The following is a 13901-nucleotide window of genomic DNA, read 5'->3' on the forward strand; positions in this document are numbered from 1 at the left end:
AGTCCCATGTCGGACCGCCCGCGCAGGTCGTAGCTGCCCGCATACGGGATCACGCGACCCTTCCATGTCTTCCGCGGGAGCACCTCCATGCAGTACCACCCTTCCCCGACCCCGCCTGTGGGCCGGGGGCTGATCTTCGTCATCATCGCCGCGACCACCTGGGGCACCGCCGGTGCGGCCGCCGCGCTGCTCTTCGACACCAGCGGGCTCGGCCCCATCGCACTGACCTTCTGGCGAGTGGCCGGCGGACTCGCCCTGCTGCTGGCCGTACGGGCGCTGCGCCGACGGCCTGCCGCGGCACCGGTTGGCGAGCCACGCCGTCGCCGCATCACCCGGATCGCCCTCACGGGCCTCGGCTTCACGGTCTTCCAGGTCGCCTACTTCGCCGCCGTGGAGGCCACCGGACTGGCGGTCGCCACGGTGATCACCCTCGGCGCGGCGCCGGTGCTCGTCGCGCTGGGCGCCCGGGTGTGGATGGCCGAGCGGCTCGGCCGGGGCGGAGCGCTCGCGGTCGTGTGCACCCTCATAGGGCTGTGCGTGCTGGTGCTCGGCGGCGCCGACGGCTCCGGCACGGTGCGTCCGCTGGGTGTGGCCTACGCGCTGCTCTCCGCTCTGGGCTACTGCGCCATGACCCTCTACATCCGGCACCTGGGACGTACCGGCGGTGCGGGCGATCCCTTCGCCACCAGTGTCTCCGCCTTCGCGGTCGCGGCGGTGCTCTTGCTGCCGCTCGCCGGAGTGGAGGGGATGTGGCCGCAGGCGGAGGGGCTGGGCCGCTCGCTGTGGCTGATGGCCTACATCGCGGCCGTCCCGACCGCCCTCGCCTACGGGCTGTATTTCGCCGGGCTCGCCGTGGTGCGGGCCGCCACCGCCTCGCTGATCGTGCTGATCGAGCCGGTTACGGCCGCGCTGATCGCGGTGACCCTGCTCGGCGAGCACCTCACCGTCCCCACCGTCGTCGGAACCGCGGTGCTGCTGGCGGCGGTGACGGCGCTCGTACTGGCCGAGGCCCGGTCAGCGGCGGGCGTAAGCCGTGAGGTAGCCCGGAACCGGGACCGAGACATCGAGGTCGTCGGCCGGGACCGGGGCGCCGTAGGACGTGGCGACTGGGAGGACACCGCTCCAGTGCGGGAGTGACAGGTCCTCGGGATCGTCGTTCGGGCCGCCGTCGCGGACCTTGGCGGAGACCTCGTGCAGGTCGAGCACGAGGACCGCGGTGGCGGCCAGCTCCTTGGCGTTGGCCGGGCGGACGTCCGCCGCCCGGCCCGGCACCACATGGTCGACCAGGGCGTCAAGTACACGGGCCTTCTCGCTCTGGTCGGTCAGTGGCCGGGCGGTGCCGTGGACGACCACCGAGCGGTAGTTGAGGGAGTGGTGCATCGCCGAGCGGGCCAGCACCAGCCCGTCGACATGGGTGACGGTCACACACACCGGCAGCCCCGGACCGGCCTGTCCGGCGGCGCGCAGCGGCCGGGAGCCGGTCGAGCCGTGCACATAGAGCCGCTCGCCGATACGGGCGTAGAGGGTGGGCAGGACAACGGGTGCGCCGTCGCGGACGAAGCCCAGATGGCACAGATAGCCCTCGTCAAGTATCGCGTGCACCAACTCCTTGTCGTACGCGGCACGTTCGCGCGCCCGGGTGGGGACGGTGCGCTCGGTCGGCGCGTAGGAGTCCGCGGTGACGGCCATGGTGCTCTCCTCTGGTGGTTTATTATGCACTAGTGCATAATCTGGTTTGTGCTAGGAGAGTATCGGATTGCCGGGCGGCGCGCAGCTGAGATCGCCGCAAGCGTGGAGCGAGGGGTGGGCTCCGGTGAGCTGCCGCCGGGACAAGTCCTGCCTCCCATGCGGGAGCTGGCCGCTCAGCTCGGGGTGAACCCCAACACCGTCGCCGCCGCCTACCGCACCCTGCGGGAGCGGGGCGTCATCGAGACCGCCGGGCGCCGGGGAAGCCGGGTGCGTGCCAGGCCCGCCAGTACGCCACGGGAAGCGATCCGGGTCGAGGCGCCCGAGGGGGTGCGCGACATCTCGCAGGGCAACCCCGACCTGGCCCTGCTGCCCGCCCTCGGCGCCGCCCTCGCCGCGGCCGCCGCGCGCTATGCCCAGCGGCCCTCGCTGTACGGTGACCCCGCCGTCAGCGCGGAGCTGGTCCGTATGGCGCGCGAGGCCTTCGCCGCTGACGGAGTGCCCGAGGCGCCGGTCGCTCTCGCCTCCGGCTCCCTCGACGCCATCGAGCGGACCCTTACGGCACACCTCAAGCCCGGCGACGCGGTCGCCGTCGAGGACCCCGGCTGGGGCAGCCTGCTCGACCTGGTCCCGGCGCTCGGGCTGCGTGCCGTCCCCGTCACCGTCGACGACGAGGGACCGCTGCCGGAGCGGGCCGACCATGCGCTGCGGCGAGGGGCCCGGGCTCTGGTCGTCACCGACCGGGCGCAGAATCCCACCGGCGCCGCGGTCTCCGCCGAGCGCGCCGACGCGCTGCGTGAGGTGCTCGCCGCTCACCCCCGCACCGTGCTGATCGAGGACGACCATGGGCACGGCATCGTCGATCTCCCGCTGTATCCGCTCGCGGGCAGCACCGACCACTGGATCCTGATTCGCTCCACCGCCAAGGCATACGGCCCCGATCTGCGGCTCGCCGTGGCCACCGGTGACGCGGTGACCCTCGACCGGTTGCAGGGCCGGCAGCGGCTCGGCCCGGGGTGGGTCAGCCACCTTCTGCAGGACGCTGTCACTCATCTGTGGCAGTCCCGGGCCGTGGACGCCGGGGAGACCGCCCGTTCCTACGGCCAGCGACGGGACGCCCTCATCGCGGCACTGGCCGACCGGGGCGTGCCGGCGCACGGCCGCAGCGGGATGAACGTATGGGTTCCGGTGCCGGATGAGACCGGCGCCGTCGCGCGGCTGCTGCACTCCGGCTGGGCTGTCGCCCCGGGCGCCCGGTTCCGGCTCGCATCGCCGCCCGGGATACGGCTGACCGTATCGGGGCTGTCGGGGCGCGACATCGCCCCGGTCGCCGACGCGGTGGCGGCGGCGGTCCAGCCCTTCGAGGCGCGGCGTTACGGCTGAAGCCACGCCATCACGCTCAGAGCTTGCGGAAGTCCCAGGACACCACGGTCTGCGGGGTCAGCCGCAGCCATGCGTGCCGCTCATCGTGCGGCATCCGGTCCAGCCCGAAGTACTTCGCCGCGAACAGCTTCTCCGGCGCGTCGAGCTCCGCGCACGGCTCGCCGGTGCGCGGAGCCTCCCCGACGAAGACCGCCTCGCCCGACAGCTCGGCGCCCCGCAGCTCGCCGTAGTCCGTCCCGTCATCGACCACCACCGCCAGCCGGGGATCACGGCGCAGCTGCGCCCAGCGCTTGCTGCGGATAATGGAGAACAGCCACAGCGAGGCCCCGTCCCAGCAGAACCACAGCGCCCCCACATGCGGGCTGCCGTCCGCGCCCACGGTCGCCACCCGGCAGGTGCGCTGCCTGACCAGGAACGCGTCGAGCTCCTGCGGCGTCATCATGATCCGGCGACCCCTTCGCTGCCCCGCTCCGGCCATCGTGCCCACCTCCGCATCGCTGACTGCCCGTCAGGAATCATGCGCGCTCTTCCCCGCGAACACAATGGCGGCTAGCCTCCCGGGCTTGGCCAGCTACTAGGGAGGACCGCATGCCACCGCAGCACCGGCTCGCCCAACTGCTCGACCCGGCGACCACCGCTCTGCTCACGGTCGAGTGCCAGCGTGGTGTGGTCGGCACGGACAGCGCGCTGCCCGAACTCGCCGACGCCGTCCGCGCCTCCGGCGCGCTGGCCCGTGTTGCCCAGCTGGTGGACGCCGCGCACGCCGCAGGGGTACAGGTACTGCACGCGGTCGCCGAGCGCCGCCCCGACGGGCGCGGTTCAAACCGCAACGCCCGCCTCTTCCGAGCCGCCGAACGGCTCCCCGTCCAGCAGCTGACCGGCTCCGCCGCAGTCCGTGTCGCCGATCCCATCCCGGTTTCCGAGGAGGACTTCGTCGTACGGCGGCTGCATGGGCTGTCGCCGCTGGCGGGCACGGCTGTGGACCCGCTGTTGCGGAACATCGGGGCCCGCACCCTGGTCATTACCGGTGTGTCGGCCAATGTGGCCATCCCCAACGCGGTTTTTGACGCGGTCAATCTCGGCTACACCGCCGTGGTCCCGGCTGACGCCATCGCCGGGGTGCCGCAGGACTACACCCCGGCGATGGTCCGTAACACCCTCGCTCTGGTCGCCACGGTCACCGCCACCGCCGATGTGCTGGGCGCGTGGAAGCGCTGAGCAGGTGCCGCCGGGTCAGGCCAGCCGGATGGTGTCGCCGTCCACGGCGATCCGGGCTTCGGGCAGCGGTTTCTGCGCCGGGCCGTCCGCCACGCTCCCGTCGGCGATGCTGAACTTGCTGCCATGGCAGGCGCAGTTGATGGTGCCCCCCTTCACCTCGCGCACCACACAGCCCTGGTGGGTGCAGGTCGCCGAGTACGCCTTGAAGTCACCGCTGGTGGGCTGGGTCACCACGATCTTCTCATCCCGGAAGACGGTGCCCCCGCCTTCCGGGATCTGCGAGGTCTTGGCCAGGTCCGCGCCACCGCCGTCCTGCCCACCCTCCGGGGTCTGCTCCTGTGCCGGGGAATCGCCACCGCCGTCGGCGCCGTCGCCACCGCCGTCGGCGCCATAGCCATTGCCTGAGCCGCCGGAGTCACCGCAGGCGATGAGCGTGGCGGCGAGCCCGGTGGCCCCCGCGGCGGCGAGCAGGGTACGGCGGGTGGTCAGTGGTTCGGACATGGTTGCCCTTCCTGGTCCATGGACGGTTCACGAGGAGGTACGGCGCGCGCTCCCGCTGTGTTCAATGGGTGGCAAGGATCTTCCCCACCACGTCTAACCTGGTGAAATGCTCCCCGAAGTCATCGCCACCCGCTATGTCACCCCACTGCGGGAGGGTGGCTCGCTCCCGGGCATCGTCGAGGCCGACGATCTCGGTACATACGTCATGAAGTTCACCGGAGCCGGGCAGGGTCGCAAACCCCTCGTCGCGGAGGTCATCTGCGGGCAGCTCGCCCGCCGCCTCGGGCTGCGGGTGCCCTCGCTGGTCCAGATCCAGCTCGATCCGGTGATCGGTCTGGGGGAGCCGGACCAGGAGGTGCAGGAGCTGCTGAAGGCCAGCGGTGGCCTCAACCTCGGAATGGACTTCCTGCCCGGGTCGATCGGCTTTGAACCTCTCGCTTATCAGGTGAGCGCGGCCGAGGCGGGCCGGGTGGTGTGGTTCGACGCGCTCATCAACAACGTCGACCGCTCCTGGCGGAACCCCAATCTGCTCGTCTGGCACGGCGAGCTGTGGCTCATCGACCACGGCGCCACCATGATCTGGCACCACAACTGGCCCACGGCGCCCACCGCGTCCGCCAAGTCATACGACGCCTCCGACCATGTACCGGCGTCCTTCGGTCCGGATATCGCCGCGGCCGCGGCGGAACTGGCGCCGCGCGTGACCGAGGAACTGCTCGCCGAGTGCGCGGCCGATGTGCCCGACGAGTGGCTGGTCGATGAACCCGGCTTCGGCTCCCCGCGTGAACTGCGCCGCGCCTATACCGAGGTGCTGGCCGCCCGCGCCCGGACCGTTCATGAGCGCATCGCCATCGGTGCGCCCAGCATGGACAGGCCCTCCCAGGCGCCGGGCTGGCTGACCGGCTGGACGGAGGACGGCCAGTGAGCGGGCACGGTCTCCCTGAGCGCGGTGCTCTTGATGTGTTCGAGTACGCGGTGCTGCGGGTCGTGCCCAGAGTCGAGCGCGGCGAGCAGATCAACGCCGGAGTGATCCTCTACTGCCGGGCCCGTTCCTTTGTCGCCGCGCGGGTCCACCTGGACGTGGGCCGGCTGCGGGCGCTCGACCCGGACGCGGACGTCGTCGGAGTACGGGCCGCGCTGCGCGCCATCGAGGGCGTATGCCGTGGCGGCGCGGACGCCGGCCAGGCGGCCGGGGACGATGCCGGGCGGCGCTTTCGCTGGCTGATCGCCCCGCGCAGCACCGTCGTTCAGCCGGGCCCGGTGCACACCGGCCTGACCACTGACCCCGAGGCGGAGACGGAACGGCTGCTCGACCTGCTGGTGCGTTGAACCTCACCCCTGCCGGAAGAGCGTTGACAGTGCGTTGCCGGGCTTCTAGCGTCACCTCTGCCGTAGGTACTAAGCGGTTGCTCATCACTCAAGGCGAGGAGAACCAGCATGTCCACCACCGAGCAGCGCGTCGCGATCGTGACGGGCGGAGCCCGAGGCATCGGAGCGGCCACTGCCGTCCGGCTGGCCGAGGAAGGTCGAGCGGTCGCCGTGCTCGACCTGGACGAGACGGCGTGCAAGGACACCGTCGAGAAGATCACGGCAGCGGGCGGCACCGCGCTGGCCGTCGGCTGTGATGTGTCCGACGCGGAGCAGGTGGAGGCCGCCGTCACGCGGGTCGCCGACGAGCTCGGCGCGCCGACGGTCCTGGTCAACAATGCCGGGGTGCTCCGCGACAATCTGCTGTTCAAGATGAGCGAGTCCGACTGGGACACCGTCATGAACGTCCACTTGCGCGGTGCGTTCCTGATGTCGCGCGCCTGCCAGAAGCATATGGTTGACGCTGGTTTCGGCAGGATTGTCAACCTTTCCTCCAGCTCGGCGCTGGGCAACCGCGGTCAGATCAACTACTCCGCGGCCAAGGCCGGGCTGCAGGGATTCACCAAGACCCTCGCCAAGGAGCTGGGCAAGTTCGGCATCACCGCCAACGCGGTAGCCCCGGGCTTTATCGCCACCGATATGACCGCCGAGACCGCTGCCCGTGTCGGCATGGGGTTCGAGGACCTCCAGGCGGCAGCGGCCAGCCAGATCCCCGTACAGCGCGTCGGAAAGCCCGAGGATGTCGCGGGCGCCATCGCCTTCTTCGCCGGTGAGCAGGCGGGCTTCGTCTCCGGCCAGGTCCTGTACGTGGCCGGCGGACCGCTCGACTGACCCGGAGGAAACGCAATGACAGTGCAGGACAGCGGCCGTGTCGCGCTGATCACCGGCGGCAGCCGGGGCATCGGATACGGCATCGCCGAGACGCTGATCGCCCGAGGCGACCGGGTATGCATCACCGGGCGCAATGAGGATTCGCTCAAGGAGGCCGTCGACAAGCTCGGCGCGGACCGGGCCATGGGCGTCGCGGGCAAGGCCCACGACGAGGCGCACCAGGCCACGGCGGTGGAAGGGACCATGGAGGCGTACGGGCGGGTCGACTACCTCATCAACAATGCCGGGACGAACCCCGTCTTCGGCCCGATCGCCGAGCTTGACCTGGCCGTCGCCCGCAAGGTCTTCGACACCAACGTCATCTCGGCCCTCGGCTTCGCCCAGCGCACCTGGGCCGCCTGGCAGAAGGAGCACGGCGGCGCGATCGTGAACATCGCCTCGGTCGCCGGGCTGTCCGCCTCGCCCTTTGTGGGCGCCTATGGCATCAGCAAGGCCGCGATGGTCAACCTCACCCAGCAGCTGGCGCACGAGATGTCGCCGGGTGTGCGGGTCAACGCCATCGCACCGGCCGTGGTGAAGACGAAGTTCGCCGTCGCGCTCTACGAGGGACGCGAGGAGGAGGTCGTCCGGAGCTATCCGATGGGGCGGCTCGGCACACCGGAGGACATCGGGGGAGCGGCGGCCTTCCTCACCTCCGACCAGTCGGGGTGGATCACCGGCCAGACGCTCGTCGTTGACGGCGGTCTTTTCCTCAACGCGGGCGTGGGATGAACCCCGCGTGCTAGGGGGGTGTCCGGTGGATCTCCGCGGCGTCGCGACTCCCCCAGACTCCGTCTGGGAGGTGCCCCCAGGCACGCACGCTCGCTGCGTTGTCGTCGGTCGCCAACCAACCAGGTTGGCTTCCTCCTCCGCCTTGCGATCGCACGCACCAGACTCCCCCAGCTGCCGCTGGGAGGTGCCCCCAGCTCCTTCCTCCACGGAGATCCACCGGACACCCCCTAACAGGCCGGGCAGCCCGTCATGGTGCTGCCCGGCCCTGCGGGCGGACGGGCGTTTCCTGTGAGACTGAGCAGGTAATTGAGCTGTCCATGCAGTTCGGGCGGGGGCTGCGGTAGGGTCTGCCTCGTCATAGGCCTGTGGGGTCCACTCGTGGCACCGGTGCGCTCTGCGTGGGGCCGAGGGCTGGACCGTAGCCCCGCGTCTATGGACGACCTCCCCCGTACCGCATCAGCTTGGCCCCGCCGATCGAGGAGCGTGCACGTGTTCAGCCGGAAGAGGCTTCTGAGAGGCATGGCGATGTTGTCAACGACGGCCGTGCTCGCCGGATGCGGTTCGCTGTCCGGGGGAGGCCGCGGTGAGGACGAGCCCATCGTGGTGGGGACCACCAGCGCGCCCAGCGCGCTCGACCCGGCCGGTGCCTGGGACGGCTCCTGGGAGCTGTACCGGAATATCTACCAGTCGTTGCTGCACTTCCCGAACTCCAGCGGTACGCCGGAGCCCGACGCGGCGAAGAGCTGCGGCTTCACCGACAACGCCAGTCAGGTGTACCGCTGCACGCTCAAGGAGGGCCTGAAGTTTTCCAACGGGCACCCGCTGGACGCCAAGGCGGTCAAGCACTCCATCGAGCGCACCCTGAAGATCAATGCGGCTACTGGCCCCGCTCAGCTGCTGGAGAGCCTGGACCGAATAGAGACGAGCGGCGATGGAACCGTCATTTTCCATCTCAAGGAGCCCAACGCGACCTTCCCGCTGATTCTCGCCACCCCTGCCGCCGCTCTGGTCGACCCAGAGGTCTATCCGGCCGACAAGCTTCTGAAATCGGATGACATCGCCGGTTCCGGTCCGTACAAGCTGGAGTCGTACGAAGCGGGTGAGAAGTCCGAGCTGGTCAAGAACGACCACTACCAGGGCGCAGCCAAACTCAAGAACGACGCCGTGACCATCGAGTACTTCAAAGAGTCCGGGCGCATGGTCAAGGCGCTTGAGGGGGAGGATATCGATCTCGCCTTCCGCGGACTGACCCCGGAGCAGATCATCAGCTTTGAGGACGCGCAGTCGAAGGACTCCAGCATCAAGCTCAGCGAGGCCACCGGCACCGAGATCCGCTATCTGGTGTTCAACCCGAAAGACCCGTCGGTCAAGAATCCGGCCGTCCGGGAGGCCATCGCCCAGCTGATCGACCGCAAGGCGCTGGTGCGCGAGGTCTACAAGCGGACGGCCGAGCCGCTGTACTCCATGGTCCCCGGCGGCATCACCGGACACACCAGTGCGTTCTACGACAAGTACGGCGAGCCCAGCCACCGTAAGGCCAAAGAGCTCCTCACCACGGCCGGGATCAACGAGCCGGTCAAGCTCACGCTCTGGTACACCACCGACCGCTATGGCGCCACCACCCAGGCGGAGTTCGAGGAGATCAAGCGGCAGCTCAATGGCTCCGGGCTGTTCGACGTCACCATTGAGGGCCGGGAGTGGAATGAGTTCCAGAAGGCGTACCAGAAGGGGAAGTACCCCGTGTTCGGGCGCGGCTGGTTCCCCGACTTCCCGGACGCGGACAACTACATCGGTCCGTTCGTCGGCAAGCAGAACGCTTTGGGCATTCCCTACGAGGACGCCAAGCTGACGGGCACCCTGCTGCCCAAGTCGCGTCAGCAGAGCGACCGTGGGGCGGCCGGTGCCTCGCTCAAGGAGGCACAGCGCATCCTCGCCGAGGACGCCCGTCTGCTGCCGCTGTGGCAGGGCCGGGTGTATATCGCGGCGCACGAGGAGATCGCCGGGGTCGAGTGGGCCATCGACGCCTCGACCATCATGCGGATGTGGGAGCTGCACCGTAAGTCAAGCTGGTAGTCACGTTGTCGGTGGGCACCGGTACGTTTTGGTGTGTCGTACGGAACGCACAACTCGGAGGTTGACGACGTGAACGGCATGCTGCCCGGCTCCTGGCAGGGCGTCCTCGGCGAGGAGCTGGAGAAGCCCTACTTCAAGGAACTCACCGAGTTCGTCGGGGAGGAGCGGGCACGCGGGCCGGTGTATCCGCCACGGGAGGAAGTCTTCGCCGCGCTGGACGCTACGCCGTATGAGCAGGTCAAGGTGCTGATCCTTGGCCAGGACCCCTACCACGGCGAGGGCCAGGGACACGGGCTGTGCTTCTCGGTGCGGCCCGGGGTGAAGACACCGCCGTCCCTGCGGAACATCTACAAGGAGCTGCACGACGACCTCGGCATTCCGGTGCCGGACAACGGCTATCTGATGCCCTGGGCCAGGCAGGGCGTGCTGCTGCTCAACGCGGTGCTGACGGTGCGCGCGGGCGAGGCCAACTCGCACAAGAACAAGGGCTGGGAGACCTTCACCGACGCGGTGATCCGCGCGGTGGCCGCCCGCCCCGACCCGGCCGTCTTTGTGCTCTGGGGCAACTACGCCAAGAAGAAGCTGCGGCTCATCGACACCGACCGGCACGCCGTGGTGCAGGGGGCCCACCCCTCGCCGCTGTCCGCGATGAAGTTCTTCGGCTCCCGGCCCTTCACCCAGATCAACGAAGCGGTCGCGGCCCAGGGGCACACCCCGGTCGACTGGCGTATCGCGAACCTGTCGGAGTGAGTGCGCCTGAACCGGATTGTCACTGCCGGGGGCTAGCGTCAGGGGCGCACATCAGCACGGCGCACACGCAGAAGGAGCCCCGGTGTCCCAGCAGCAGGAGGCATCCGAGCACGCCATGACGACCCGGATCGGCCAGGCGGTCATCCTGCACCGGGGCGGAGACCGGGAGGAAGCGCGCAACCGCTTGGCGGGGCTGTGGCAGGAGCTCGGTACGGACGGCGATCTGCTCCACCGCTGCACGGTCGCGCACTATATGGCAGACACCCAGGAAGACCCTGAGGCAGAGCTGGAGTGGGATCTGCGCGCCCTGGCCGCGGCCGACGCACTGGCCGGGGAGCAGGCCACCGGGGAGCAGGCCACGGGGGAGGAGCAGGCGCTCGTGGTGCGCTCCTTCTACCCCTCGCTCTACCTCAGTCTCGCCGCCGATCACCTCAAGCTCCGCGACGGCGCCGCCGCCCGGCGGGAGCTGGACCGGACACGGGGAGCGCTGGGTGAGCTGGGTGAGCTGGACGACGATGAGTACGGAGCCGGGATCCAGGCTGCCATTGAGCGGCTGGAGCGACGGCTGGGTGAAGAACTCCCGCAGGAGTGAAGCCTAGGGGCGGGGAGTCACGGCTGTCAGCCTCGGCCAGGGCGGCGATCAGGCCATCGAGGACGCCATCGTCCCGACCGGCTGCCAGGCACCATGGAGGTGGTACGCCGCTCGGCCAGGGCCGGCCGGATGACGACGCTGAGCAGCACGCCCGCCGTGCTCGCGCGTAACGCCCTGGTCGCCGCCGTCGGACGGTTCGGCCCCCGGCTGGTGCTGCGCGCGTTCGACGGCATCGCCGACTGGCGCCCGCCCACTACCCCGTATGCTGCCGGGGCACCGGATCCGGAGACGGCATCGAACTGAACCGAGGAGCCCGAAGTGAAGGTCGGCGTGATTGGCCTGGGGGACATCGCCCAGAAGGCGTATCTGCCCGTGCTCACCGCTCTCCCCGGCGTGGAACCGCATCTGCACACCCGCACGGCCGCCACGCTCCAGCGGGTCGGCGACATCCACCGGATCCCCGAGCAGCACCGTCACACCGACCTCGCGGCGCTGTTGGCCACCGAGCCGGACGCCGCTTTCGTCCATGCCCCGACAGCCGTACACCCCCAGCTCGTCACCCGGCTCCTGGAGGCCGGGGTGCCGACGTACGTGGACAAGCCGCTCGCCTACGAACTCGCCGACGCCCAGCGCCTCGTCGAGCTGGCCGAGGCACGCGGCACCGGACTCGCGGTGGGCTTCAACCGCCGTTACGCGCCCAGCTACGTCCAGTGTCTGGAGCACCCGCGTGATCTGATCCTGATGCAGAAAAACCGCGTCGGACTGCCCGAGGATCCACGGCAGATGGTCTACGACGACTTCATCCATGTTGTCGATACTCTGCGCTTCCTCATCCCCGGCCCCGCCGACCGTGTTGATGTGCGGGCCCGGATCCGGGGCGGGCTCCTTCACCATGTCGTTCTGCAGCTGTCCGGCGCCGGGTTCACCGCGATCGGGATCATGAACCGGCTCTCGGGCTCGTCCGAGGAGATCCTGGAGGTCTCCGGCCAGGACTCGAAGCGGGAGATCCGCAACCTCGCCGAGATCATTGACCACAAGGGCCAGCCCAGCGTCCGCCGCCGTGGTGACTGGGTTCCGGTGGCCCGGCAGCGCGGAACCGAGCAGGCGGTCCACACGTTTCTCGACGCCGTCCGGGTGGGCAAGCAGATCAGCGCTCAGGACGCCTTGCGCACCCATGAGCTGTGCGAGCAGATCGTCACTTCCGTGCTCGAACAAGCCGACTGAGCGCCAGTGCGCCGAAGACGGCCACCACGGCGAGCGCCACATACACCACCCAGTCGCCGATGCGGATGTACGGGCTGCTGCCCGAGGCCAGCGGCACAGGGTAGACCCGCGCCGTGCTGCGGTCCGTGCCCAGCTGTTCGCCCACCGGCTCACCGTGTGGCCCGAACACCGCGGTGATCCCCGTAAGCGTCGAATGCGCCATCGGCCGCCCGCTCTCGGCCGCCCGCAGCGCCGCGAGTGAGGCGTGCTGCTGGGGTGCCCAGCTCTCCTGGAAGGTGGACGTCGCCGACTGCGCGACCAGCAGCTGAGCGCCATCCCGGACCAGATGGCGGCTCATATCGGGGAAAGCTGTCTCAAGGCAGACCAGCGGTCCGATCCGTAGCCCGTCCGCGTCCATCACCACCTGTTCGGTGCCGCGGTGGCGGTCCTCCTCCGCCGCCGGCCCCACGGACGTCACCCAGCCGAGCACCGATCGGGCCGGCACATACTCCCCGAAGGGCACCAGCCGCATCTTGTCGTAGCGGTCACCGGTCAGACCCCGCTCCCCGACCAGCACCGAACTCTTGAAGATGCCCGGTCCGCCCACCCGCCGGGCATCCACATTCACCAGCACCGGCGCACCCACCTTCCGGGAGAGCGCCGCCAGCCGCGCGGCAAGATCCGGCCGGGCGGACAGGTCGTAGCCGACGCTGCTCTCCGCCCACACCACCAGATCCACCTCCTGGCCGGCCAGCCCGCGGGTCAGCTCCTCGCCCCGGTCGAAGCGCACGGACGCTGACGGTGTGATCCCCGGCTGCACCAGTGCCACCCGCGCGGTGCCCGTCCGCTCCGGCAGCGGCGTCCACACCCACGCGGCAGCCGCGGCCGACACACCGACGGCGAGGGCACAGCCAGCGGCGATACGGCCCCGGGGCGCCGTGATCAGCGTGGCCAGGGCCAGGTTCACCGCCACGAGCAGAAAGCTGACCAGCCAGACCCCGCCCCAGGAAGCAAGCCGCAGCGCGGGCGGCACCTGCCACTGACTCGCCCCGAGCAGCCCCCACGGGCCGCCCAAGTACTCCCAGGACCGCACCAGTTCGGCCAGCAGCCAGACCGACGGCAGCAGCGCCATGGCCACCAGCACCTGGCCCGCCGGAGGTGAGCCCGCCAGCAGCCGCCACACCAGCCAGCCCCACGGTGCCCACAGCACCCCCAGCAGCGCGGCCAGCACCAGCAGAAAAACATGGAGATTCGGCACCAGCCAGTGGTGCATCGCCAGCAGGAAGCCGGTGCCGCCCAGCCACCCGTACCAGGCCGCGTTCCGCCCGCCGGCCGCCGCCCGCAGCAGCAGTAGCCACGGCACCAGCGCCAGATACGCCAGCCACCACAGCGACGGGGCCGGGAACGCCAGCGCGGGCAGTGCCCCGCACCCGACCGCCGCCGCCCCGCGCCACCACCGGTCGACCGACAGCCGCATGCCGCGCCTCCCTCAGTTGTGGAGAGACCAGTGTGCGCGCACGGCTCG

Annotated in this window: 15 protein-coding genes and 1 pseudogene; 12 read left to right on the plus strand and 4 right to left on the minus strand. The window is 70.1% G+C overall.

The features are described from left to right. Nucleotides 1-87: 87 nt before the first annotated feature. Nucleotides 88-1038: pseudogene (locus test1122_RS25795) on the plus strand (DMT family transporter); the annotation flags it as partial. On the opposite strand, the gene test1122_RS25800 reads toward test1122_RS25795, so the two are convergent. Further along, complete coding sequence (locus test1122_RS25800) at nucleotides 1015-1689, minus strand: pyridoxamine 5'-phosphate oxidase family protein (RefSeq protein WP_232271568.1); 675 nt, start codon at nucleotides 1687-1689, stop codon at nucleotides 1015-1017. The pseudogene test1122_RS25795 and the gene test1122_RS25800 sit on opposite strands and share 24 nt — an antisense overlap. Nucleotides 1690-1737: 48 nt before the next feature. Between test1122_RS25800 and test1122_RS25805 the strand changes: the two genes are divergently transcribed. Continuing rightward, the gene (locus test1122_RS25805; protein WP_232271569.1) at nucleotides 1738-3069 is read left to right on the plus strand and encodes an aminotransferase class I/II-fold pyridoxal phosphate-dependent enzyme; all 1332 of its coding nucleotides are present in this window, start codon (nucleotides 1738-1740) and stop codon (nucleotides 3067-3069) included. A 16-nt stretch (nucleotides 3070-3085) separates the two neighbouring features. Here the strand turns inward: test1122_RS25805 and test1122_RS25810 are convergent, their stop codons facing one another. Further along, nucleotides 3086-3547: a pyridoxamine 5'-phosphate oxidase family protein gene (locus tag test1122_RS25810; RefSeq protein WP_232271570.1), complete on the minus strand. Its 462-nt coding sequence runs from the start codon at nucleotides 3545-3547 to the stop codon at nucleotides 3086-3088. Nucleotides 3548-3657: 110 nt separating this feature from the next. On the opposite strand from test1122_RS25810, the gene test1122_RS25815 reads away from it, so the two are divergent. Continuing rightward, the gene (locus test1122_RS25815; RefSeq protein WP_232271571.1) at nucleotides 3658-4287 is read left to right on the plus strand and encodes an isochorismatase family protein; all 630 of its coding nucleotides are present in this window, start codon (nucleotides 3658-3660) and stop codon (nucleotides 4285-4287) included. Between the two features lie 15 nt (nucleotides 4288-4302). On the opposite strand, the gene test1122_RS25820 is transcribed toward test1122_RS25815, so the two are convergent. Next, entirely contained in the window at nucleotides 4303-4788 is a 486-nt protein-coding gene (locus test1122_RS25820; protein ID WP_232271572.1) for a Rieske (2Fe-2S) protein, read from the minus strand. A 106-nt stretch (nucleotides 4789-4894) separates the two neighbouring features. On the opposite strand from test1122_RS25820, the gene test1122_RS25825 reads away from it, so the two are divergent. The 9 genes from test1122_RS25825 (at nucleotide 4895) to test1122_RS25865 (ending at nucleotide 12397) form a co-directional block, all read left to right on the plus strand. Further along, a complete protein-coding gene (locus test1122_RS25825) occupies nucleotides 4895-5713 on the plus strand; it encodes a HipA family kinase (protein WP_232271573.1) in 819 nt (272 codons plus the stop codon). Further along, a complete protein-coding gene (locus tag test1122_RS25830; protein WP_232271574.1) occupies nucleotides 5710-6117 on the plus strand; it encodes a DUF3037 domain-containing protein in 408 nt (135 codons plus the stop codon). Before test1122_RS25825 ends, test1122_RS25830 begins: the two co-directional genes overlap by 4 nt. Before the next feature lie 108 nt (nucleotides 6118-6225). Then, nucleotides 6226-6987, plus strand: a complete 762-nt coding sequence (gene fabG / locus test1122_RS25835) for a 3-oxoacyl-ACP reductase FabG (RefSeq protein ID WP_232271575.1) — start codon at nucleotides 6226-6228, stop codon at nucleotides 6985-6987. A 15-nt stretch (nucleotides 6988-7002) separates the two neighbouring features. Next, on the plus strand, nucleotides 7003-7758 hold the full coding sequence (locus tag test1122_RS25840) for an SDR family oxidoreductase (RefSeq protein WP_232271576.1): 756 nt from the start codon (nucleotides 7003-7005) through the stop codon (nucleotides 7756-7758). A gap of 489 nt (nucleotides 7759-8247) precedes the next feature. Then, a complete protein-coding gene (locus test1122_RS25845) occupies nucleotides 8248-9831 on the plus strand; it encodes an ABC transporter substrate-binding protein (RefSeq protein ID WP_422397052.1) in 1584 nt (527 codons plus the stop codon). A 78-nt stretch (nucleotides 9832-9909) separates the two neighbouring features. Then, on the plus strand, nucleotides 9910-10581 hold the full coding sequence (gene ung, locus test1122_RS25850; protein ID WP_232272076.1) for a uracil-DNA glycosylase: 672 nt from the start codon (nucleotides 9910-9912) through the stop codon (nucleotides 10579-10581). 82 nt (nucleotides 10582-10663) lie between these two features. Next, nucleotides 10664-11173 carry a hypothetical protein gene (locus test1122_RS25855; RefSeq protein WP_232271578.1) on the plus strand — a complete coding sequence of 170 codons (510 nt, stop codon included), beginning with the start codon at nucleotides 10664-10666 and terminating at the stop codon, nucleotides 11171-11173. Nucleotides 11174-11302: 129 nt separating this feature from the next. After that, nucleotides 11303-11476 (plus strand): hypothetical protein, encoded by a 174-nt coding sequence (locus tag test1122_RS26900; protein WP_422397053.1) that lies wholly within the window; start codon nucleotides 11303-11305, stop codon nucleotides 11474-11476. 15 nt (nucleotides 11477-11491) lie between these two features. Beyond that, entirely contained in the window at nucleotides 11492-12397 is a 906-nt protein-coding gene (locus test1122_RS25865) for a Gfo/Idh/MocA family protein (protein ID WP_232271579.1), read from the plus strand. On the opposite strand, the gene lnt is transcribed toward test1122_RS25865, so the two are convergent. Further along, on the minus strand, nucleotides 12369-13853 hold the full coding sequence (lnt, locus tag test1122_RS25870) for an apolipoprotein N-acyltransferase (RefSeq protein ID WP_232271580.1): 1485 nt from the start codon (nucleotides 13851-13853) through the stop codon (nucleotides 12369-12371). The genes test1122_RS25865 and lnt overlap by 29 nt on opposite strands. Nucleotides 13854-13901: the final 48 nt, after the last annotated feature.

The sequence above is a fragment of the Streptomyces gobiensis genome (genome assembly GCF_021216675.1).
Lineage (GTDB): Bacteria > Actinomycetota > Actinomycetes > Streptomycetales > Streptomycetaceae > Streptomyces > Streptomyces gobiensis.

Bases quoted from the DNA above. Each gene is read 5' to 3' on its own strand.
- test1122_RS25800 (WP_232271568.1), bottom strand. From the start codon at position 1,689: ATGGCCGTCACCGCGGACTCCTACGCGCCGACCGAGCGCACCGTCCCC.
- test1122_RS25825 (WP_232271573.1), top strand. From the start codon at position 4,895: ATGCTCCCCGAAGTCATCGCCACCCGCTATGTCACCCCACTGCGGGAG.
- test1122_RS26900 (WP_422397053.1), top strand. From the start codon at position 11,303: ATGACGACGCTGAGCAGCACGCCCGCCGTGCTCGCGCGTAACGCCCTG.
- test1122_RS25810 (WP_232271570.1), bottom strand. From the start codon at position 3,547: ATGGCCGGAGCGGGGCAGCGAAGGGGTCGCCGGATCATGATGACGCCG.
- test1122_RS25815 (WP_232271571.1), top strand. From the start codon at position 3,658: ATGCCACCGCAGCACCGGCTCGCCCAACTGCTCGACCCGGCGACCACC.
- test1122_RS25820 (WP_232271572.1), bottom strand. From the start codon at position 4,788: ATGTCCGAACCACTGACCACCCGCCGTACCCTGCTCGCCGCCGCGGGG.
- ung (WP_232272076.1), top strand. From the start codon at position 9,910: ATGCTGCCCGGCTCCTGGCAGGGCGTCCTCGGCGAGGAGCTGGAGAAG.
- lnt (WP_232271580.1), bottom strand. From the start codon at position 13,853: ATGCGGCTGTCGGTCGACCGGTGGTGGCGCGGGGCGGCGGCGGTCGGG.
- test1122_RS25840 (WP_232271576.1), top strand. From the start codon at position 7,003: ATGACAGTGCAGGACAGCGGCCGTGTCGCGCTGATCACCGGCGGCAGC.
- fabG (WP_232271575.1), top strand. From the start codon at position 6,226: ATGTCCACCACCGAGCAGCGCGTCGCGATCGTGACGGGCGGAGCCCGA.